The organism is Paenibacillus sp. JJ-223 (assembly GCF_927798175.1).
GTDB classification, from domain to species: Bacteria; Bacillota; Bacilli; order Paenibacillales; family Paenibacillaceae; genus Paenibacillus; species Paenibacillus hubeiensis.
In genome coordinates this window covers 294,293-314,428 of record NZ_CAKMMP010000002.1, presented here as the reverse complement: position 1 = coordinate 314,428, position 20,136 = coordinate 294,293, and the positions used below count along the sequence as shown (strand labels likewise).

Annotated in this window: 19 protein-coding genes; 14 read left to right on the top strand and 5 right to left on the bottom strand. The window is 54.2% G+C overall.

What is annotated here, in order from left to right; translation table 11 throughout:
• Positions 1–7 precede the first annotated feature (7 nt).
• The 8 genes from L6H98_RS04960 (at position 8) to L6H98_RS04925 (ending at position 9,222) form a co-directional block, all read left to right on the top strand.
• Positions 8–772: a response regulator transcription factor gene (locus L6H98_RS04960; RefSeq protein ID WP_236413360.1), complete on the top strand. Its 765-nt coding sequence runs from the start codon at positions 8–10 to the stop codon at positions 770–772.
• Complete coding sequence (locus L6H98_RS04955; protein ID WP_236413359.1) at positions 769–2,145, top strand: HAMP domain-containing sensor histidine kinase; 1,377 nt, start codon at positions 769–771, stop codon at positions 2,143–2,145. Before L6H98_RS04960 ends, L6H98_RS04955 begins: the two co-directional genes overlap by 4 nt.
• 54 nt (positions 2,146–2,199) lie before the next feature.
• A complete protein-coding gene (locus tag L6H98_RS04950; RefSeq protein ID WP_236413358.1) occupies positions 2,200–3,069 on the top strand; it encodes a PepSY domain-containing protein in 870 nt (289 codons plus the stop codon).
• A gap of 124 nt (positions 3,070–3,193) precedes the next feature.
• The gene (locus tag L6H98_RS04945) at positions 3,194–3,805 is read left to right on the top strand and encodes a PepSY domain-containing protein (RefSeq protein ID WP_236413357.1); all 612 of its coding nucleotides are present in this window, start codon (positions 3,194–3,196) and stop codon (positions 3,803–3,805) included.
• Between the two features lie 236 nt (positions 3,806–4,041).
• Complete coding sequence (locus tag L6H98_RS04940; protein WP_236413356.1) at positions 4,042–4,827, top strand: ABC transporter ATP-binding protein; 786 nt, start codon at positions 4,042–4,044, stop codon at positions 4,825–4,827.
• Positions 4,828–6,510, top strand: coding sequence for a hypothetical protein (locus tag L6H98_RS04935; RefSeq protein ID WP_236413355.1), 1,683 nt, complete (start codon positions 4,828–4,830; stop codon positions 6,508–6,510).
• Positions 6,511–6,718: 208 nt separating this feature from the next.
• The gene (locus L6H98_RS04930) at positions 6,719–7,234 is read left to right on the top strand and encodes a DUF2179 domain-containing protein (protein ID WP_236413354.1); all 516 of its coding nucleotides are present in this window, start codon (positions 6,719–6,721) and stop codon (positions 7,232–7,234) included.
• A 557-nt stretch (positions 7,235–7,791) separates the two neighbouring features.
• On the top strand, positions 7,792–9,222 hold the full coding sequence (locus tag L6H98_RS04925; protein WP_236413352.1) for a hypothetical protein: 1,431 nt from the start codon (positions 7,792–7,794) through the stop codon (positions 9,220–9,222).
• 265 nt (positions 9,223–9,487) lie between these two features.
• On the opposite strand, the gene L6H98_RS04920 is transcribed toward L6H98_RS04925, so the two are convergent.
• From L6H98_RS04920 to L6H98_RS04910, 3 genes are all read right to left on the bottom strand, one after another.
• On the bottom strand, positions 9,488–10,498 hold the full coding sequence (locus L6H98_RS04920) for a substrate-binding domain-containing protein (RefSeq protein ID WP_236413351.1): 1,011 nt from the start codon (positions 10,496–10,498) through the stop codon (positions 9,488–9,490).
• A gap of 205 nt (positions 10,499–10,703) precedes the next feature.
• Positions 10,704–11,888, bottom strand: a complete 1,185-nt coding sequence (locus tag L6H98_RS04915) for a glycosidase (RefSeq protein WP_236413350.1) — start codon at positions 11,886–11,888, stop codon at positions 10,704–10,706.
• A 2-nt stretch (positions 11,889–11,890) separates the two neighbouring features.
• Positions 11,891–13,072 (bottom strand): AGE family epimerase/isomerase, encoded by a 1,182-nt coding sequence (locus L6H98_RS04910; protein WP_236413349.1) that lies wholly within the window; start codon positions 13,070–13,072, stop codon positions 11,891–11,893.
• 239 nt (positions 13,073–13,311) lie between these two features.
• Between L6H98_RS04910 and L6H98_RS04905 the strand changes: the two genes are divergently transcribed.
• The 6 genes from L6H98_RS04905 to L6H98_RS04880 all read left to right on the top strand — a co-directional run bounded on the left by L6H98_RS04905 (position 13,312) and on the right by L6H98_RS04880 (position 18,677).
• Positions 13,312–14,622: an ABC transporter substrate-binding protein gene (locus L6H98_RS04905; RefSeq protein ID WP_236413348.1), complete on the top strand. Its 1,311-nt coding sequence runs from the start codon at positions 13,312–13,314 to the stop codon at positions 14,620–14,622.
• Between the two features lie 41 nt (positions 14,623–14,663).
• The gene (locus L6H98_RS04900) at positions 14,664–14,837 is read left to right on the top strand and encodes a hypothetical protein (RefSeq protein ID WP_236413347.1); all 174 of its coding nucleotides are present in this window, start codon (positions 14,664–14,666) and stop codon (positions 14,835–14,837) included.
• Positions 14,834–15,721 carry a sugar ABC transporter permease gene (locus tag L6H98_RS04895; protein WP_236413346.1) on the top strand — a complete coding sequence of 296 codons (888 nt, stop codon included), beginning with the start codon at positions 14,834–14,836 and terminating at the stop codon, positions 15,719–15,721. Before L6H98_RS04900 ends, L6H98_RS04895 begins: the two co-directional genes overlap by 4 nt.
• Before the next feature lie 2 nt (positions 15,722–15,723).
• Positions 15,724–16,557: a carbohydrate ABC transporter permease gene (locus L6H98_RS04890; RefSeq protein ID WP_236413345.1), complete on the top strand. Its 834-nt coding sequence runs from the start codon at positions 15,724–15,726 to the stop codon at positions 16,555–16,557.
• Between the two features lie 40 nt (positions 16,558–16,597).
• A complete protein-coding gene (locus L6H98_RS04885; protein WP_236413344.1) occupies positions 16,598–17,635 on the top strand; it encodes a glycoside hydrolase family 130 protein in 1,038 nt (345 codons plus the stop codon).
• Between the two features lie 82 nt (positions 17,636–17,717).
• Positions 17,718–18,677, top strand: coding sequence for an alpha/beta fold hydrolase (locus L6H98_RS04880; protein WP_236413342.1), 960 nt, complete (start codon positions 17,718–17,720; stop codon positions 18,675–18,677).
• Positions 18,678–18,795: 118 nt separating this feature from the next.
• Here the strand turns inward: L6H98_RS04880 and L6H98_RS04875 are convergent, their stop codons facing one another.
• Complete coding sequence (locus L6H98_RS04875; RefSeq protein ID WP_236413340.1) at positions 18,796–19,374, bottom strand: NAD(P)H-dependent oxidoreductase; 579 nt, start codon at positions 19,372–19,374, stop codon at positions 18,796–18,798.
• A 91-nt stretch (positions 19,375–19,465) separates the two neighbouring features.
• A complete protein-coding gene (locus L6H98_RS04870) occupies positions 19,466–20,059 on the bottom strand; it encodes a TetR/AcrR family transcriptional regulator (RefSeq protein WP_290371418.1) in 594 nt (197 codons plus the stop codon).
• Between the last annotated feature and the right edge of the window lie 77 nt (positions 20,060–20,136).

The window sequence follows — 20,136 nt, the reverse complement described above, 5'->3', positions numbered from 1 at the left end:
AAGCTGCATGGATGAAGCCGTGCTGGTCATTGAAGACGAGCCGAAAATTGCGCGCCTGCTGGAAATTGAGCTGCAATATGAGGGATACCGCGTAGGAAAGGCTGGCAGCGGAACGGAAGGGTTGGAGAAATATGCAGGCGGTCAGTGGGATTTGATTCTGCTGGACATTATGCTGCCTGGTTTGAGCGGCATCGAGGTTTTGCGGCGCATCCGGGCAAAGGATGCATCGATTCCAATCTTGCTGCTGACCGCCAAGGATTCGGTGGAAGACAAGGTTTCGGGCCTTGACCTGGGGGCCAACGATTATATTACGAAGCCGTTCCGCATTGAGGAATTGCTTGCGAGAGTACGTGCAGCATTGAGGTTAAGCGCCGCGGCGGCATCGGCGGCGGTTTCTTCGATGGGCGGACCAAATGAGGCTGGAAACGGCGGTCAGGTGTCAGATGCCGGAATGGCGGAGCCGGAGAGCGGATGGTTATCTGCGGCAGACCTGAAGCTGAACGAAGGAACCCGTGAAGTGCTGCGTAACGGCAAGCCGATCGAATTGACGCCGCGGGAGTTCGACCTGCTCGTATATTTGCTGCGCAACCAGCGCCAGGTGCTGACGCGCGAGCAGATCGTACAGTCCGTTTGGGGGTTTGACTATTACGGCGATACCAACGTGGTGGACGTCTATATCCGCTATGTGCGCAAAAAGGTGGATAACGGCTTCGCGCAGCCTTTGATCCATACCGTGCGTGGCGTGGGTTACGTGCTCAAGGAAACGATATGAGCCTGCGCAGCAAAATATACGGGTACTCTTCCGTCCTGTTCGCCGTGCTGCTAATCGCCGCGAATTTGTCGATCTATTATGTGTTTGAATGGATGTCCATGGATAATGAAATCAAACGAATCGAGGCCGAGGCCGAATCGATTGTGTCCGGGGTTCGCCAGTCGGCGGATGCGATTCCGCCGGACGATCTGCTTCGGGCTTATGCGCCGCTGAACGGCATGCTGCGAATCGTGAACGAGGACGGCACCAGTTCTCCACCGGTTACGACGTTTAACGAGGAGGAGCTGAGCAAGCAGCCCTACAAATACGAAAGCGCCAAAAAATCCGAATATATCCGCGTCGACCAGACCGGTTACGTGTGGGTGTCCGTGCCCTTGATTTGGCCGGACGGCAAAGTGGTCAACGTGCAGGTTACCGAGAGCATTGCGGATACGGAGAGTCGCCTTGCAGTGCTGCGCACGGTACTGATCGTCGTCACGGTTGTGGCGTTGATCCCGGCCATCGCAGCCAGCCGGATTCTGGCCAACCGAATGACCCGGCCGATTCAACAGATGACGAACACCATGAGCGACATTCAGTCGAGCGGCCAGTTTAAACGCCTGGTGCTGGGCGCGGGTTCAAAGGATGAACTGAACACGATGGGCCAGACGTTCAACCGGATGATGGATTTGCTGGAATCGAACTTTGAACGGCAGGAACGGTTCGTTTCCGATGCATCGCATGAGTTGAAGACCCCGCTTACCATTATCGAAAGCTACGCCAGCCTGCTGCAGCGGAGAGGCAAAGAGCAGCCGGAGGTGTTCGAGGAAGCGGTAGATGCGATCCTGTCGGAAGCGGTCCGCATGCGGGAAATGACCGAACAACTGCTGCAGCTGGCCAAGCAGCCCGAACAGTGGAATGTGCGGCTGGACAAGGTGAATGTTTCCCGACTGGTGCAGGAATCGGCCATGGCTTTTCGGGAGGCATACCATCGTAAAGTGACATGCGAAGCTCCAGACAACGTCTGGGCAGTTACGGATGAAAGCAAGCTGAAACAGCTTTTGTTCATCCTGTTGGATAATGCCCGCAAATATAGCGAGGATGACATTGCTGTCCGGCTCGAAGCAAGCAAAAGGGATTGCGTGATCCGAATCGTGGACCGGGGGATCGGCATCCGCGAAGAAGAATTGGACAAGGTATTTGACCGCTTCTATCGCGTCGAACAGTCCAGAACCCGCAGCGAAGGCATTAGCGGATCAGGGCTGGGCCTTTCGCTGGCGAAAGATATCGCCGAGGCGGTAGGTGCACGAATCGAGCTTGCAAGCCGTGTCGGCCGAGGCACTGAGGCGTCCATCGTTTTGCCGGCTGCAGCTCGGGAGGTCCCGTTCTCATGAATTTCTCATTCTTCCCTTTTATAATACCCATAGAGCACGGAAGGAGGACATGGAATGGAGGACGGGCATAACGGCTATAACAGCCACAACAGCCATAACGATCATAATAGCCATAACGGTTATCTATCACAGCATTCCCGGATGAAGAAGCAAGATCAGATCCCGCAGGTTGGCGGACGTAAGGGCACTGTCGGGCTGCGTGCTCTAGGCTGGATCGTGGGGAGCCTCGTTGTGGCGGCAGTTGTTGTATGGACGGCTGTGTGGTGGCGACCTTGGGAATCCGGACGGGCAACGTTGACCGCCGAGGCAGCTGCGCAATCGGTACTGAAGCAGTACCCCGGGGAAATCGTCAGCTCCACGCTGAAAGACCGTACCTATATGATACAGCTTCGCTCCGAAACGGGACTGTATGACATTCAGCTGGATGCGGTAACGGGAACCGTGCAAGCCATCAAACGATTGGAAGCCGGCGAGCGATCGGAGGAGAAACCTCTGTTAAGCCGGGAGCAGGTCAAAACGGAGCTATCGAATCAGACCGTGGGACAATTGGAATCGCTGGAACTGATCGAGAAGGATGGCAGCCCCGTATACACGGCCGTGGTCCAAGCGGCAGACAACAGTCGTGCGGAATTGACGATCGACCCTTATGAAGGGAAGGTGCTGTCCTCGAAAAAACTGCAGCCGTCCGATCGGAAGTCGGATGGGGAGAGTGCGGCTCACATTTTGACCGAAAAGGAAGCCGAACGCAAAGCTTTGGCAAGGGTGCCTGGGGAGGTCGATGACATCGAACTGCGCAGCACCGACGACGGCATTGCTTATTACTTGGTAGACATCGATCTGGAAGACGGCCGTGAAGCTACGGTGCAGGTCAACGCCATCTCCGGCGACATCCGCTCGGTTACGTGGGATAAGGAAGACGATTGAGCGGGGCGCGAACCGGTTTGTCGTTTTCTCATCAAATTCTAATCTTGTTCTCCATGCTCTCTCATCCTTAAGGGTTAAGCTGTATTTGTAGACGAGATCAGAACATGACATGAGGAGATGATGGATGATGATGAACAAACGTAAACTTTGGATTGGCACGATATCGGCGGCAGTATTGTTGAGCGGAACGGCCGTAGCGGCGGCAAGCAGCGGCATCGGTGGACAATCCGCGCAGCAGGCGTCGAAGCCGACTTCGCAAGTGACGACTCAAACGGGCACGGAAACGCTGTTGACGGCAGCGCAGGCCAAAGCAGCAGCCTTGAAGGCGGTTGAAGGGAAAGTGGACGATGTGGACTTGGAGCGCAGAAACGGCCAAACGTTCTATGAGGTCGAAATCGACCGGAAAGGCAACGATGCGGTTGTGCGTTTGGATGCATACACCGGGAAAATTGTTGCCGTGCTTAATGACGACGATGACGACAATGACGACGATTACACAACAGGCACGGTTGCTGCGGGTTCCAAAGAAGTAAAGCTGACGGCAGCCCAAGCATCGAGCATCGCGTTGAAACAAGTGGGCGGCGGCAAAGTGACCAAAGTGGAGCTGGACCATGACGACGGCCGCTATGTGTACGAAGTCGAGCTGAGAACGGATCAGGGCGAGGCGGACGTCGATGTCGACGCCGACACGGGCAAAGTGTTGAAGTTCGATCAGGACTTCGATGATGAGGATTAAATCCAACGATATAATTTTATCTATAAAAAGGCATTGCTGTGCCTGAACAGAGGAGGCGCTTCCGGGGAAGCGTCTTTTTGCTGTTCTACCGGCGCTGCAAAGCATGGATGGGGCACATTGTCGATCGTAGAAACTGCGGAGGAAAACGAATTGCGAACAATGTATCATTTTTTGAACACTTAAATGTGGTAAAATAGTGGGATTGCAGATAACAAATGGAAGGGAAGGAATACCGAATGAATAAACAACAAGTGCTTTCCATGGAAGGATTGCGCATGAGATATGGCGGGCGTTACGTGTTGAATGGCATTGATCTTGAGGTAAATCGGGGAGAAATGATCGGGTATATCGGTCCCAACGGCGCGGGAAAAAGCACCACCGTCAAAATCATGCTTGGTTTGGTTCAGGGGTTCTCGGGCAAGGTCCGCATCTTTGGCCAAGATATAGAGGATGGCAGCGTGGAATACAAACGCAGAATCGGTTACGTGCCGGAAGTGGCCGATCTGTATGAACAATTGACACCAGCGGAATATTTGACGTTTACCGGCGAGCTGTACGGCATTCCGTACGAGGAGGCCGACTATAAGGCGAAGCGGTTGATGGACTGTTTTGGACTGGAGAAATCCTATCATTCGCGCATCTCATCCTTCTCCAAAGGCATGCGGCAAAAGGTGCTGTTAATCTCGGCGCTGCTGCATGATCCGGATCTGCTGTTTCTGGATGAACCGCTCAGCGGGCTGGATGCCAACAGCGTCATGGTATTCAAGGAGATTATGGCTCAGCTCTCGGCCAAGGGTACGACGATCTTCTACTCCTCGCACATTATGGATGTGGTAGAGAAGATCAGCAGCCGTATCGTGCTCATTCAGGAAGGCCGCGTCATGGCGGACGGCACGTTCAGAGAGCTGCAGCAGCAGTCCAAGGAGGGCAGTCTGGAGGAAGTATTCAACCAGCTGACGGGTTTCAATGAACATAAGACGATTGCGGAGCGTTTCGTGTCCATTGTACAGGAGGTGGGCTGAATGGTGGAGAGACCGGACTTTCGCTCGCTGCAGATCTTGGACCGATTTCGCGGCCTGGTCGAACGCACGGGAGCCGATTACGACATGCTGCGTCTGATTTTGCAGGTGAAGTTCCAGATGGATGGACGCAGGGTGCCGACCATTTTGTCGGGGTCCAGGGCAGCCAAGGAAAACAAGGACGGCAATATGTACATTCGTTCCCTGTGGTTCTATGCGTTGATGGGCATCATTATGGTGCCTTTCATGATCTGGGATATGGGCCCCTACATCCTGTCCATGAGCATCGTGACGGCGATGTTGATGTTCATCATCATGACGTCGATGGTTTCCGATTTTTCCGCGGTGCTGCTGGATATCCGGGATCGCAACATCATTTTGACCAAACCGGTAAACGCCCGAACCGTGGGCTTGGCAAGAGCCATCCATGCAGGCGTGTATTTGCTGCTGCTGACCGGTTCCTTGACGGCCGCTCCGCTCGTTGCTGCGTTTGTCAAACATGGCATCATCTTTTTTGTCATCTTTCTGGTTGAGCTCATTCTGATGGTATCGCTTGTGCTCGTAAGCACATCCCTGGTCTATTTGTTCATGATGCGATTCCTGGACGGGGAAAGGCTCAGGGACATGATTAACACGGTTCAAATCGCATTGTCCATCAGCATCGCGGTAGGATATCAGCTCGTCATTCGCTCGTTCTCCATCATCGACACAGACATGGTGTATACCCCAGACTGGTGGCAGATGTTTCTCCCTCCGGTGTGGTATGCGTCTGCGTTTGAATGGTTGTTAGGCGGTGGCGGGAATGCTTGGATTTACGTCTTCACCGCGCTGGGCGTTCTTGTCCCGATGATCGGCATGTTTGCATACGTGAAGCTTATGCCGTCCTTTGAGCTTTATCTGGAGAAAATGGCCCATTCCGGGCAAACGTCGAAGCGCAAGCGTGGCCGTTGGGATCGGCGCATCGCGCAATTGTTGTGCCGCTCTAGGGAAGAACAGGCTTGCTTCCGCTTGTCAGCGAACATGATGCGGAACGAACGGGAATTCAAGCTCAAAGTATATCCTTCCATCGGCTTATCCTTTGTGCTGCCTTACGTGTTCTGGCTCACCTATTTGCAGTCGGAGTCGTGGGGCGAGCTAAGGCAAAGTTCGATGTTCTATACGATGTATATCATGTTGTTTCTAATTATGTCCGTCGTGCTCATGCTCAAATTTTCGGGGAACTACAAGGCATTCTGGAGCTTCCGTGCCGCCCCGCTGGCGCATGACGGGGTATTGTACAGCGCGGCGCTGAAGGCGTTCGCCACCAACATGTTCCTGCCCATGTATCTGCTTAACGCCGTCGTGTTCGGCTGGACGTTCGGGTGGAGAATCGTCCCTGATCTCATAGTCATCCTGCTCACCGCGTTGGCGCTGATTCCGCCGTCCGGCAAGCTGCTGCTGAAGCAGCCTCCATTCTCCCAGTCCTTCAGCATGGCGCAGCAAAGTGATGGATGGATCATTCTCGCGTATTTGCCTGTCATTGGCCTGCTGTGGGGACTGCACGCATGGGTGCGTACTTTGCCTGCAGGCATTTGGATCTATCTCGCCATATTGCTTGTAGCCAATGTTGTGCTGTGGACGGTGCTTTATCGGCCAAGCTCCGGGATGGCTTCCGGACGGCAGCTTGAACCTCCCTCCTGGCGCTGAACGTCCATAATCCGCCGCGCGCATCGCGGCACTTTCATGCCTTCCGGGCAGATTTCGTCCATCCCGTTTAAAATTCGTGCTTTACGTCCAATGATGAAGATAAGGTGCGTCGAACGAAGATGCAGGCGAGAGAACGAATCGGAGTTGGAGCGAGGTTGTATTTTCTCGCATGCTGCCCGCCAGGTTCGGAAAAGAGAGGGATGTGCGATTGTTTAAAATATTGTTGTTCATTTTCGCGATACAGATCGTGTACGTGTCGGCATATACGCTGCGGATGATCCTGACGCTGAAAGGTCAAAAGTACATCGCAGCTCTGATCAGCATGGGCGAAATCGTCATTTACGTGTTGGGGCTCAATCTCGTGCTCAGTTATTTGAAGCAGCCTGCGGCGTTGATCGTCTATGCGGTGGGGTATGGACTTGGCGTGCTCTTGGGGGCATGGATCGAGGAGAAGATTGCATTGGGCTACGTCACGGTGAAGGTGATCTGCAACCAGATGGACGGAAGCCTGGCGAATGCGTTAAGAGATAAGGGATACGGAGTAACCTCATGGGTTGGCAGCGGCCGGGACGGGGATCGGCTGGTGATGGAGATTTTGGCTAAACGCAAAAACCAGAAGCTGCTCTACCAGACCATTTTGGCACTCGATCCGAAGGCGTTTGTCATCACGGTGGAACCGAAACAGTTCCATGGCGGATTCTGGACGCGTTCCATTAAGCGGTAAAGCTCAACAATCAACGAACCGCGAATCCGAGGTGTCTTATTTGGCGGAAATCTGACGATTCCAGGGGGAGAAGCGAAGCGTACTCGCGCTATGTTCAAAAGAATGGCGCATGTATGCTTTGCTTCGCCCTCATTCGCGTGCCTGGGATGCATAAATCGTGTAGAGGCCCAAACCCCAAAATTCATGTATAAGGTGTGCAAAGACCATAAGCGTTTGCATCCCCATCCCTAACAGGATAAGGGCTCGTTACGACTAAGCGCGTGAATTCTGGAAAGGTTGGAATTGGAAGATGATGGTTGAATGAGGTAGAAATTAGGATGAGGGTTTACCTTGTTGATGCTGAAGGCATTTCAGACTGGATCAAGGCAGGGTTAAACATGAAGGATGGGAGGTTGCTTTAGGTGGATCACAGCCGCTTTTCCGCCTCAAAAACATGAATGTGATCCAGAGATTATTGTCGTAACCGGTTTCCCGAATTACATTGGGAGCATGTCCGTGCGGTCCGGAAAGGGCTGGCGAACGAACACATTCCATTATGAATCGGGAGGCATCGTTCTATGAGAAACAAGATTCGTACGTTGTGCAGCGGGGCCCTGGCGCTTGCATTGGGTTTCACGCTTCTGGGTGCAGGCGGGTCGGATGTGAAGGCGGCGGGAAACGCCGACTATAATCTGACGGGCTTCTCCCAAGGCAATGCAGGCGGAGGCATCGTGAGCGAATCGGATACCGCCAAATACCGGAAGGTGTATACGGCGAACGATCTGCAGGCAGCGCTCAAGAAAGGGTCTGGCGTCAAGGTGGTCGAGATCATGAACGATCTCCATCTGGGTTGGAACGAAATTCCGAGCGCAGCGCAGACATCCCCGTTTGCCAAACATAACGATGCGCTGACCCATCCCGTGTTGAAGCAGACCGGCGTCAGCAAGGTGACGATCGACGGCTTTAACGGTCTGACTATTTTTTCGGCCAACGGGTCCAAGATCAAACATGCAGCATTCTCGATCAAACGCAGCTCCAATGTGGTCATTCGCAATCTGGAATTCGATGAATTATGGGAGTGGGACGAGTCGACCAAGGGCGATTACGACAAAAACGACTGGGATTACATTACGCTGGAAGAAAGCAGCGGCGTCTGGATCGATCACTGTACATTCAACAAAGCGTATGACGGTCTCGTGGATTCCAAAAAAGGAACGAGCGGCGTGACCATTTCCTGGTCTCTGTTCAAAGGCGACGACGGCAGCTCGAATAGCTGGGTTACGCAGCAGATCAACGAGCTCGAGGCAAACAAATCCGCCTACCCGATGTACAACTATCTTCGCAGCAGTGACGTGGGCCTGAGCAAAGCGGACATTATCGCCGTCGCTTCCTCGCAGAAAAAAGGGCATCTTGTGGGCTCGACCAGCCTTGAGGCGGCCAACGCAAATCTGTCCATGACGCTGCACCATAACCTGTACAAAGACATCCAGGACCGCATGCCGCGCCTGCGCGGCGGCAATGTGCACGCGTACAACATCATTATGGATGCAAGCGGAGCGCGTGCGGCCAAGGGCAAAATTACGTCAGCCATGGCCTCGGCCATTTCGTCCAAAGGGTATAAGTTCGACGTCACCAGCAATGGAGCGATTTCGACGGAAAGCGGTGCCGTGCTGGTGGAAAAATCAGTCATCAAGGACGTGGTATACCCGGTCCGCAACAATCAGACCGATCCGTCCGATGCAGCGTATACGGGCAAAATTCGGGTTGCCGACACGATTTATTCGCTGGACGGAAGTTCGTTCCGGGGCGACAGCGATGCCACGGGGAGCCCGCTTGGCCCTGTCCCCGCAGCTATTAAGGCGTTTTCGTGGAACGGCTTCTCGTCTCTGCCTTACAGCTATTCGGTGGACGATCCATCCACGCTGAACGCGCGGCTCTCCGGTTCGAACGGAGCCGGTGCCGGCAAGCTTTCGTGGTCTAAGGAGAATTGGTTGAAGGTCGCCTACTAAACGGCAAAAGAGCCTGGCGAGAACAGTTTGCCAGACATGGCTGAGAAACGGTGAAGTTGAACGGCACTTTGCTTTGCCAAGTCAACGCCAAACACCCCGGGAACGTTCGCGTTCGCGGGGTGTTTGTATTCGGTTGAACCGACGTGCAAAGCTGTGCCTGCGCTCAAACCCATTCGGGGCTTGAACGATCGAGCAAACTGCGTAGGCTGACGCTTTGGGCAGCCGCGATTGAGGCATCCCGAGGAACGGGTGGGCGGTACAGTTCTTATAGCGGATGCTCCGCATTAGCGGGCGGCGTGCTGACGGAATCGCGGTAGATAATGTTCCCCTTGACCTGCACGCGTCCGAAGCTGCGGTTAGGCTGCTCGATTTTTTTCAAAATGGATTGTACGGCGGTTCGCGCCATATGTTCGACATCCACTTCCACTGTGGTGAGCTTTGGATCGGACAGCATAGCGTAAATGTCGTTATCGAAGCCGACCACGGAACATTGATCCGGTACCCGAACCCCCATGGAGGTCAGCTTCTGCACCAGCAGGTGCGCTACCTGATCGCAGTTGCAGACAAAAGCGGTAGGCAATTCCTCGGGCAGCTCGATCTCGACAAAGGTTCCCCTTTCGTCCCGATCGTTGAGCACCAGTTCCTGGTTTAGCGGAAGCCGGTGCTCCAGCAAGGATTTGTAATAGCCGAGGAAGCGGTCCTGAATGCTGCTGGTCGAATACAGATTGCCGACATAGGCGATTTGGCGATGGCCCTGCTGAACGAGGTAGTTGGTCAGCTCGTATGCGGCATAGAAATTGTCCGTGACCACCGAGTCGATATCCGCATGTTCGTCGTAAAAATCCAAAAATATTTTCGGCGCTTCCATCGACTGCACCAGCTCGATGTATTCTTTGCTGATCTGACCCAGCACGATGAACCCATCCACCTTGCTCTCGCTGTACAGCCGCGGCAGCGTCAATGCTTTTTCGTCGTGTTCGTTCAAAATATGGAGGATGCCGTAGTAGCCCTGATCCTCCAGATGCTTCGTAATCCGTTGGAAGACACGGACATAGAACGATTGGTCGGGCCCGGTGAAGCGCTCGGGAATAATGACGCCGATGTTGTGCGTCAGGCCTTCCTTCATCGACCTTGCGGCAGCGTTGAAGCGGTAGCCCATTTCCACGGCCAGCGCCTTGATCTTCTCCTTCAACTCGTCGCTGACGCCTTCCTTATCGTTAAGTGCTTTCGAGACGGTCACACTGCTGACCCCGAGCCTGTCGGCGATATCCCGCATGGTGATGTTGTTCTTCAGCTTTGGTCGCCCCCTTCAAGCCGGTATAGGTCCAGTGTGCAGTCCTCCAATTACCGGTTTTCTTCATTTCGTTATGCATAGTAACAATCCATATCAGTATACATCGTTACTCGCGCGGAATAAAGAAATTCGAGGGTAAAGAAGGCCGTTCCTGGCCAGCGGAAGGATCGGTCTCTTCGGATGCGCTTCAGGTTGTTTGGAGCTGCAGCAGTTTTTCGTTCTGCGCGATAAGCTCGCCGCGCTGAATGGCGCAATCCAGGGAGCGATATGGATCGGCTGGCGTATTGAAGGTGTAATCGACCAGCTTATCCAACGTCGTCGTGGCCACATGGCAGCGGGTATCGCTGGATGCGTAATAAATGAATACCTCGTCCTTCTCGTTGACTACGGCGCCGTTGCAGAAGATGACGTTGGATACGTCGCCTACGCGCTCATCGTCATAAGGTGCGATGAAATGCCCGCCGGGTTTGGCGATCACTCGCGCCGGGTCCTCCAGGGCCGTCGCGAACGTGTACAGCACGTAACGCAGGCCTGCGGCCGTATTGCGCACCCCGTGAGCGATATGGATCCAACCGCGGTCGGTTTTGAGCGGAGCGGGCCCTTGACCGTTTTTCACCTCATAAACCGTGTGGTAGCGGCGTTCGTCCATGACGCGCTCTTCGTCGATCTTCGGATTAAGGATGTCATCGCACAATCCGAATGCGATACCGCCGCCGGTGCCTGTAGAGATGAATCCGTCCTGCGGTCGGGTATAGAACGCGTATTTGCCGTCCACGAATTCCGGGTGCAGCACCACGTTGCGCTGCTGCGGCGATTTCGTTTGAATGTTCGGCAGGCGCTCCCATGTGGCGAGATCCCGCGTCCGTACAAGCCCTGCCTGGGCTACGGCGCTGGACGTGTCCGATGCGGGCACGTCAGGGTCCTTGCGCTCGGAACAGTAAATGCCGTAGATCCAGCCGTCTTCATGCTTGACGAGCCGCATGTCGTACTGATTGGTTTCGTCCGCATCAATGTCGTTCCAGACCAGCGGGGCTCCCGTGAAACGGAATCCGTCGATGCCGTTATCGCTCTCGGCAAGCGCAAAGATGGATTTCCGGTCCAATCCTTCGGTTCGTACCACCAAGATATATTTTCCCTCGTGATAGATCGCGCCCGGATTCAAAGTGGCATTGATGCCGAGCCGTTCCATGAAATGCGGATTGGTCTGCTCATTCAGATCGAATCTCCAGTGCAGCGGTACGTGATGGCGCGTAACGACAGGATAGCGGTATCGATCGTATATGCCGTTGTAGAAAGAATCGCATTTCTCATTCGGACGGTTCAGCAGCAGTTCTTGTTGTTCGAGCATGTCATAATATTTCGGGTGTATCATCGTTATCCCATCCTCTCGATTAGTTCGATGCAAAATCGGCTGTTATGGTAAGGGCATTTCCATGGCCCGGCCATTTCGTGAAGGCTTGGCGTGCCGTCCGCGGCGACCGACCAGAACCATTCCCCGCCCGGACGCGAATCGACGATATGCTCCTTCGTGTATTTCCACAATCCGCTTACCTTCTCCAGAAACGAAGTATCCCCAGTGCGCTGATATGCATTGTAGAAACCGACCATCGCTTCGGCCTGTACCCACCAGATTCTCGTGTCGTCCACGCGGCCGTCTTCCCGCTCGTTGGCGAGCGAACCGTCCGGCTGGATCGCTTCGGCGGCGATGTTGTAGGCAATATCCTTCACCATCGAAGAATATTGGGGATGCTGATCCAGTCCAAGCACACGAAGGGTATCGTCGATCAGCCAGCTCGCCTCGATGTCATGTCCGTAGGATTGCAGGTCAATGATGGAATTCCACTGTTTATCAAAAAACACCCCCAGAAATGCGGTGTCCGGGTTGTACACATGTTCATGCAAAATGGCGAGCAAACGCTCCAGTGCAGCCTTCACCCTGGCATCCGGCCAGACGCGGTACAGGGTGGTGTACGCCTCCAGCACATGTATGTGCGTGTTCATCGTATAGTCCGCGATGACCCCGTTTTCGCTTAACATTTCATTGGGCTGTTCGTTCCAGTGACGGTCGAACTGCTCCTTGTAGGCAGGCAGCTCCTTGTTCAGACCTTTGTCCTCGATCAGGTCAAACAGGGCCCGAGCCAACCCCAGCGCCGAGGTGTCTGCTGTCGCTCGGTAATACTCGCTGAGCGAGTAAACCCCGAATGCTTGCGCATATACATGTTTGCTGGTGTCGAGGGCTTTTCCGTCGGCCTCTACCATCCAGTACAGCCCGCCGTGCTCGGCATCGAGCAGATGATTGACGAGAAATCGGTAGGCGTGCTCCGCATGCTCGCGCCATTTCGCTTCGCCCGTCACGCGATATGCGGCCGCAAAGGACCATAGCTGGCGCGCGGTTGCAATCCCGCCTTTGGGGGCATCCTGATTCACGCGCAGGCCGTTGTCGACCCAGCCGTAGTATCCGCCGTGCTTGTCATCCTTAAGGGCGGACCAGAAAGGCAAAATTTTCTCTTCCCAGTGCGCTTTGATTTCGTGTTTGAGTTGTGCTGCCTCGATCATGAATGAGCGCTCCTTCAGATTTGGTATGAACGTATTTTGATTAAAACATAAAATAAAGTAATCGGTAACCTTAGTTTATAATATTATGGGGGAGAAGGTTGGATGTCAATGAGCCGTTATGCATTCCATCGAAAAGAAGCAATGTTTCTCTATATTGACACGTAAGCGTTACCAATATAGAATTCATTTTGTAACCTAAACGATAACTTAATTTATAACTCGAAAGGGGTCGAAGCTTCATGAAGAAACCAAAAGGTTGGATGCTGCTGCTCACCATGCTGCTCATTACTTCATTGCTTGCAGCATGTTCGTCGGGAGGCGGGACTTCGGCAGGCGAAGAAATCAGCACGGACCCGGCCGACATCAAAGGCGAAATTACGGTATTGACGCAGCGGACGGATATCGTGGACACCGTATTCAAGGAGTACGCCGCAGAATTCAACAAGGAGTATCCGGATGTAAAGGTCAACTTTCAGGCATTGGCCGATTATGAGGGTCAGGTGAAGATTCGCATGAGCACGAAGGATTACGGTGATGTGCTTATGATTCCGACCAGTGTGCCGATTGCGGATATTCCTGATTTCTTCGAGCCGCTTGGCACGTACGACGAGCTGAAGGACAAATACACCGCCATCGAAGAACGCATGGTGGACGGCAAGGTGTACGGTATTCCGACGGTGATTACGTTCTCCGGCATCATTTATAACAAACAGGTCTTCAAGGATGCGGGCATTGCCGAATTGCCGAAAACGCCGGAGCAGTTTCAGGCCGCTCTGCAAGTCATCAAAAATAACACCGATGCGATCCCGCTCTATACGAACTATGCATCAGGCTGGGCATTGACCCAATGGGAATCGGATTTGCCTACCGTGGCCGGCAGCATCGATTACGTGAATGTAGAACAGCCGAACACCGACGATAACTTCGTGCCAGGTCAGCCGCATTACGAGCTGTACAAGGTGCTGTATGATGCCGCCAAGAACGGTCTGATCGAGAAAGATCCGACAACAACCGATTGGGAGAGCTCCAAGGCGGATCTGGCGAATGGGAAAATCGCGACGATGGCGCTTGGCTCTTGGGCCATCACGCAGATTCAGGATCTTACCGACAAACCGGACGACATCGGATTTCTGCCGTTCCCGACCAATGCAAGCGAGGTCATCGTGCCGCTCTCCGCGGACTACAACATCGGCATGAACGTGAACAGCGAGAACAAACCGGCCGCCAAGGCATGGATCGACTGGTTCCTGGCCAAATCCAATTATGCCGTCGAGCAGGGCGGCGGCATGAGCGCCGACAAGAGCGCGGAACTGCCTCCGATTCTGAAGCAATACAGCGACGTGAAATTTTCGACGCTGACGCCGGCGAAGGAAGGGCAGGAAGGATTGATCGACAAAATCGACAACGAAGGCGAAATCGGCCTTTGGCAGCCGGACTTCAAGAAACGCATCATCGAAGCCGCCATCGGCAATCGCAGTGAAACCTATGACGATATCATGAAAGACCTGAACGACAAGTGGGTCAAAGCGCGTGCCGAAGTCGCAAAGTAAATCATCCGTCGGCGTTGCGATCCGGTGAGAGAGAAAAGGAGTTGTCTGGGAAACGGGGCCTGCCGGGTTCCGTTTGCCGGGTAGCGTACACCCGGATCGCAAGCCGTTTCAGTCTGGATCAGGAGTCGTGCGGCGGGCGGCATGTTCCCGAACGCCGTTCAATCGACGTTTTTGCAAATAGCGGAGATATCCGCTGGGAGGTGTGGAGAGCATGAAATACTTGAAGGTTTCCGATTGGGGCTATTCGGCTCAACGCAAACTGATTATTATCCTTTTTTCCATCGTGCCGTTGGCACTTTTGTTTACCTTCGCCTACTTGCCCGTGTTCAACATGTTCAAGTACAGCTTCACCGATTGGAACGGATACAGCAAGCGCATGGACTATGTCGGCTTCGAAAATTACGCGCGCATCTTCAGTGATCCGGAGTATTTCAAAGTATTCATCGTCAGTGCCTATTATTTCGTGGCTACGTTTGTGCAGATGGGGCTGGCTCTATATTTTGCCACCATTCTGAGCTTCAATTTGCGAGGCAAAAATTTGTTCAAGGGCGTGCTCTTTTTCCCGTACCTGCTGAACGGGGTGGCGATCGGATTCATCTTCCTGTTTTTCTTCAAGCCGGACGGCACGCTGGATACATTGCTGAACGCACTTGGCCTCGGTCAATATACGCAGCTGTGGCTCGGAAATCCGAACATCATCAACGTTTCGCTGGCGAGTGCGTCGGTTTGGAGATATATGGGCTTCAACTTCATTATTTTCCTTGGAGCGATCTCCTCCATTCAAAAAGATGTGTACGAAGCGGCTGATATTGACGGAGCCAATCGCTGGCAGCAGTTCCGGCATATCATCCTGCCGAGCATCGTCAAGATTTTGCAGCTTAATCTGATTTTGGCCATCAGCGGCGCCATTAGCGCGTTCGATATTCCATATATCATGACTGACGGCTCCAACGGAAGCATGACATTTGTGATCCAGACGGTACATCTGGCCTTCAAATACGGCAAGCTGGGGCTGGCTTCGGCTATGGCGGTCGTGCTGCTGCTGATCGTCATCGTGGTAACGATGATCCAGCGCGTCGCCATTAAAGGGGAGGACTGAACATGCAACAAGCCAAATATACGCTCGCGGGCATTTTCAAGTATGCCTCGCTCATCATCGCCGCATTGGTCGCTTTGATTCCGATTGTGGTCGTGCTGTTCGCCTCCTTCAAAACCAACGGGGAATACGCAACGAGCAGCCCGCTGGCCCCGCCGGAGAACTGGCTTAACTTCGCGAATTACACGAAGGCGTTCGTGGACGGCAACATGCTTACAGGTTTCAAAAACACGCTGATCATTCTGGTCATCTCCATCATTGGAGCAACGCTCACCGGTTCCATGATCGCCTACATTCTGGACCGTTTTAACTTTCGGGGCAAAAAGGTGATGCTGACCGCCTTTCTGCTGGCGACGCTCATTCCGAGCGTAACGACGCAAGTCGCCACCTTCCAGATTATCAATGCGCTGGAGCTGTTCAATACGCGCTGGGCGGCCATCGTCATGTATCTGGGCACCGACATTATTGCCGTATATATTTTCCTGCAATTTCTGGGTTCGATCTCCACGGCGCTAGACGAGTCGGCGATGCTGGACGGGGCGTCCTACTTCACCATTTACTGGAGAATCATTTTGCCGCTGCTCAAGCCGGCCATCGTGACCGTCATTATCGTCAAAGGGGTCAACATCTATAACGATTTCTACACGCCGTTCCTGTACATGCCCAAAACCGATTTGCAGGTCATCTCGACCGCTCTCTTCAAGTTCAAGGGCCCTTTCGGCTCCCAATGGGAGGTCATCAGCGCAGGCATCATGATCGCTATCATTCCTACCATGATTATTTTCCTGCTGCTGCAGAAATACATCTATAACGGCTTCACGCAAGGTTCGGTCAAATAGTCGGATCGATAATCATTTCACATGAAGGGAGATCAATACGATGACTGTCATCGAAAAGAAAGAAATTCGCATCGTCGGCGAGGCCTTGTCCAACATGCCGTGGGAGGATAAACCGGAGGGCTTCGAGGGTCCGGTGTGGCGTCATTCTGCCAACCCGGTCATTCCACGCAATCCGGCCAAGGGAGTAGCCCGCGTCTTCAACAGCGCGGTGGTGCCATACGAGGGCAAATTCATCGGCGTGTTCCGCGCCGAAACAATCAACGGCCGTCCGCACCTGCATCTGGGAAGAAGCGAAGACGGGTTGAGCTGGACGATCGAGGAGGAACGGATCGCCTTCGTGGACGAACAAGGCGAGCCCTTCATGCCGAATTATGCGTACGACCCGCGGCTGGTGAAGGTTGAGGACGCCTACTACATCATTTGGTGCACCGACTTTTATGGCGCTGCTCTCGGACTGGCCCGGACGGACGATTTCAAAACGTTTGTGCGGCTCGAAAATCCGATGCTGCCGTTCAATCGCAACGGCGTGCTGTTCCCGCGCAAAATCAACGATAACTATGTCATGCTGTCCAGGCCCAGCGACAGCGGGCATACGCCGTTTGGTGACATTTTCCTCAGTGAAAGTCCGGATCTGGTGTATTGGGGGAAACATCGCCATGTGATGAGCAAGGGGGGCCAAGGCTGGTGGCAATCGGTCAAAATCGGGGGCGGTCCTGCTCCGATCGAAACGTCGGAGGGCTGGCTGATGTTCTACCACGGCGTTACCGGCACATGCAACGGCTTCGTGTACAGCATGGGTGCCGTCATCCTGGATCTGGATGAGCCGTCGAAGGTGAAGTACCGTTCCGCCAACTTTGTGCTGACCCCGGAGCAATGGTATGAGGAGCAGGGTTTTGTGGACAATGTGGTATTCCCGTGCGCCACGCTGCATGATGCGGAGTCCGGCAGGATCGCGATCTATTATGGCGCTGCAGATACGTATGTCGGCGTTGCGTATACAACGGTCGGCGAGATCGTGAACTACGTGATCGAAACCAACGAAGTGATTCCCGGGGATACAGAGGAAGGACGCCTGTAATTTCCCGAACGGATGCGGGGGGAGAGATTCTTGCTCCCGTTCCAGACGGGCAGGGATGATTGACCATGAAGGGGTGAGCAGCATGGGCGATATGCCTTTGGAACAACTAAAAGCCTACAGCGGAAGCAGTCCGAAGCCGGACGATTTCGAAGTATATTGGGAACGGGCGCTTGCGGAGCTGGAGCGCCAGCCGCTGGACTATGAACTGGTGCCGGCATCATTCCAATCGCCGGTGGCCGAATGTTTCCACCTCTACTTTACGGGGGTGGGAGGTGCAAGGGTACATGCCAAGCTGGCACGTCCGATCCGATCGTCCGCTGACCAAGGGCCAGCGATGGCGATGTTTCACGGATACTCGTGCGACAGCGGCGACTGGTTCGACAAGGTCGCGTATGCGGCCCACGGCATGACCGTTTTGGCGCTCGATTGCCGGGGGCAGGGCGGCCTGTCGGAGGATAACCAGTCCGTGAAGGGGACGACCATTCGCGGGCAGATCATTCGCGGCCTGGACGATCCGGACCCGGATAAGCTCTACTACCGCCAGGTTTTCCTCGATACCGTACAGACGGTGCGCATTCTGATGGCGATGCCTGGCGTGGATGAAGACCGCGTGGGCGTATACGGATGCTCGCAGGGAGGGGCGCTGGCCGCGGCCTGTGCCGCACTGGAACCGCGCGTGAAGCTGGCGGTGTCCGTCTATCCCTTTCTCTCCGACTACAAGCGCGCCTGGGAGCTGGGGGCATCCACATCAGCCTATGAGGAGCTCGTCTACTATTTCCGCTGGTTCGACCCGAACCATCTGCGGGAGGGAGAGGTGTTTCGCAGGCTGGGGTACATCGACATATCCAATCTGGCCGACCGTATTCGCGCAAAGGTGCTGTTCGTCACGGGGCTGGCCGATCCGGTCTGTCCGCCATCCACCCAGTTTGCGGCGTACAACCGCATAGCTGCGGAGAAAGAGCTGCTGGTGTATCCCGAATACGGGCACGAATACTTGCCTGGACTATCCGACCGGACGCTAAAAGCTTTCCTTCAGTTATAGAAGATAGCGCATGCCAAACTAAAATGAGAAATGCGGCCTTTGTGGGGCCGCATTTTTTGCGTGGGGCGAATGCCGTCCGTCTGGATGAAAATAAAACACGGCGGCGGAGCCGGAGAGGCTACCTCAGCCGCTGCCCGAGCCGTTCTATTTTCCCGGCCCAGGAATGCCGGCGTTCCGCCGAGAGCTTGCCCACTTGGCCCACCGCGGTGATGCCGATCGGTTTGATGCCGCAGAAGCGGAGAATGGAGTTTTTCATCATGTTGTGGCCCGGCTGGCCTTGGATGAACTTGAAGTACCAGTGCGGTCCGTCCATCGTTGTAATCAGGCGGGCCGTGCGGCCTTTAAGCAGCTGTTCGGGCAAGGGGCTCCCCTTTTTATATTTGAAGCCGAATCCCGGCTGCAATATCCGGTCCAGAAACCCTTTCAGCAGCGCGGGCGGACCTCCCCACCAGATCGGATAGACAAACACGATGTGTTCTGCCCACTTGATGAGCTCCTGCGCTTCCAGGAGATCGGGTTCAAGCGGCATTTTGTCACGGTAACCTCCCGAAAGGTTGGGGTCAAACCGCATTTCGTTGAGATGAATGACGCGCACGTCGGCCCCGGCTGCCAAGGCGCCTTTGCGATAGGCTTCCGCCAGCGTGCCGTTAAAACTGTTCGTGACCGGGTTGGACTCGATGATCAATACGTTTTTCATGGGCAAACACTTCCCGTTCCATTATTTTAGTTAATGTTTACTAACCTTATAGGCATAAGAAAAGGCCATGAATGACCTGTTCTTTTGGTTATCATCCGAAATTCGGTTGGGCCGTCAGCATGGCTCCCAATCGCTGCGCCGCTTCAGCTGCGTATGGGGCAAGCTGCTGGGGCAGCTCGCCTTGCATGCTGGCCGTAGCCATGCTGGTTACGGCACCGATCAAGAGCACGGCGGTGAACCTTGCGTTCTGCTCCGGCAACTCGCCGGTCTGCACACCTGCTTCGATCAAATCGGCGAGCGCGTCGAGCGGCTGGCGGTAATCGTCGCTGCTGCCCATGTCGGCAAAGATTTCGTGGTTCTGGGATATCAGCAGCAACCCGTAAGGGTCTTCATCGTGAAGACGCAGCACGTCGGTGATGAGTTGGGTGAAACGCATCATAACCGGCCCTTCCTGCCGGACATATCCGTCAATCAAGGCGGTATATTCAGCGCAATATTGAGTGAACGCTTCGAGCGCGACGGCATCCTTGTTTTTGAAATGTTTATAGATCGCCGCGTCGGTCACCCCGGCAGCGTCTCCGATCTCTTTGACGGAAATGCCGTCAACGCCTTTGGTCGCAAAGAGCCGCATAGCCGCTCTCAGAATATCTTTCTTTTTGCTGTCAGCATGAGGTTTGTTTGTCATGGTTGTATAGTAAGTGATCGCTAACCAAAATGCAAGGGTTAAGATGGTTGGCTTATTCTTGCAGACAGGTAGGCGCT

Excerpts from the sequence above, each read along its gene's own strand:
- L6H98_RS04960 (WP_236413360.1), top strand. The coding sequence starts at position 8 with ATGGATGAAGCCGTGCTGGTCATTGAAGACGAGCCGAAAATTGCGCGC.
- L6H98_RS04955 (WP_236413359.1), top strand. The coding sequence starts at position 769 with ATGAGCCTGCGCAGCAAAATATACGGGTACTCTTCCGTCCTGTTCGCC.
- L6H98_RS04950 (WP_236413358.1), top strand. The coding sequence starts at position 2,200 with ATGGAGGACGGGCATAACGGCTATAACAGCCACAACAGCCATAACGAT.
- L6H98_RS04945 (WP_236413357.1), top strand. The coding sequence starts at position 3,194 with ATGATGATGAACAAACGTAAACTTTGGATTGGCACGATATCGGCGGCA.
- L6H98_RS04940 (WP_236413356.1), top strand. The coding sequence starts at position 4,042 with ATGAATAAACAACAAGTGCTTTCCATGGAAGGATTGCGCATGAGATAT.
- L6H98_RS04935 (WP_236413355.1), top strand. The coding sequence starts at position 4,828 with ATGGTGGAGAGACCGGACTTTCGCTCGCTGCAGATCTTGGACCGATTT.
- L6H98_RS04925 (WP_236413352.1), top strand. The coding sequence starts at position 7,792 with ATGAGAAACAAGATTCGTACGTTGTGCAGCGGGGCCCTGGCGCTTGCA.
- L6H98_RS04920 (WP_236413351.1), bottom strand. The coding sequence starts at position 10,498 with ATGCGGGATATCGCCGACAGGCTCGGGGTCAGCAGTGTGACCGTCTCG.
- L6H98_RS04915 (WP_236413350.1), bottom strand. The coding sequence starts at position 11,888 with ATGATACACCCGAAATATTATGACATGCTCGAACAACAAGAACTGCTG.
- L6H98_RS04910 (WP_236413349.1), bottom strand. The coding sequence starts at position 13,072 with ATGATCGAGGCAGCACAACTCAAACACGAAATCAAAGCGCACTGGGAA.
- L6H98_RS04905 (WP_236413348.1), top strand. The coding sequence starts at position 13,312 with ATGAAGAAACCAAAAGGTTGGATGCTGCTGCTCACCATGCTGCTCATT.
- L6H98_RS04895 (WP_236413346.1), top strand. The coding sequence starts at position 14,834 with ATGAAATACTTGAAGGTTTCCGATTGGGGCTATTCGGCTCAACGCAAA.
- L6H98_RS04890 (WP_236413345.1), top strand. The coding sequence starts at position 15,724 with ATGCAACAAGCCAAATATACGCTCGCGGGCATTTTCAAGTATGCCTCG.
- L6H98_RS04885 (WP_236413344.1), top strand. The coding sequence starts at position 16,598 with ATGACTGTCATCGAAAAGAAAGAAATTCGCATCGTCGGCGAGGCCTTG.
- L6H98_RS04880 (WP_236413342.1), top strand. The coding sequence starts at position 17,718 with ATGGGCGATATGCCTTTGGAACAACTAAAAGCCTACAGCGGAAGCAGT.
- L6H98_RS04875 (WP_236413340.1), bottom strand. The coding sequence starts at position 19,374 with ATGAAAAACGTATTGATCATCGAGTCCAACCCGGTCACGAACAGTTTT.
- L6H98_RS04870 (WP_290371418.1), bottom strand. The coding sequence starts at position 20,059 with ATGACAAACAAACCTCATGCTGACAGCAAAAAGAAAGATATTCTGAGA.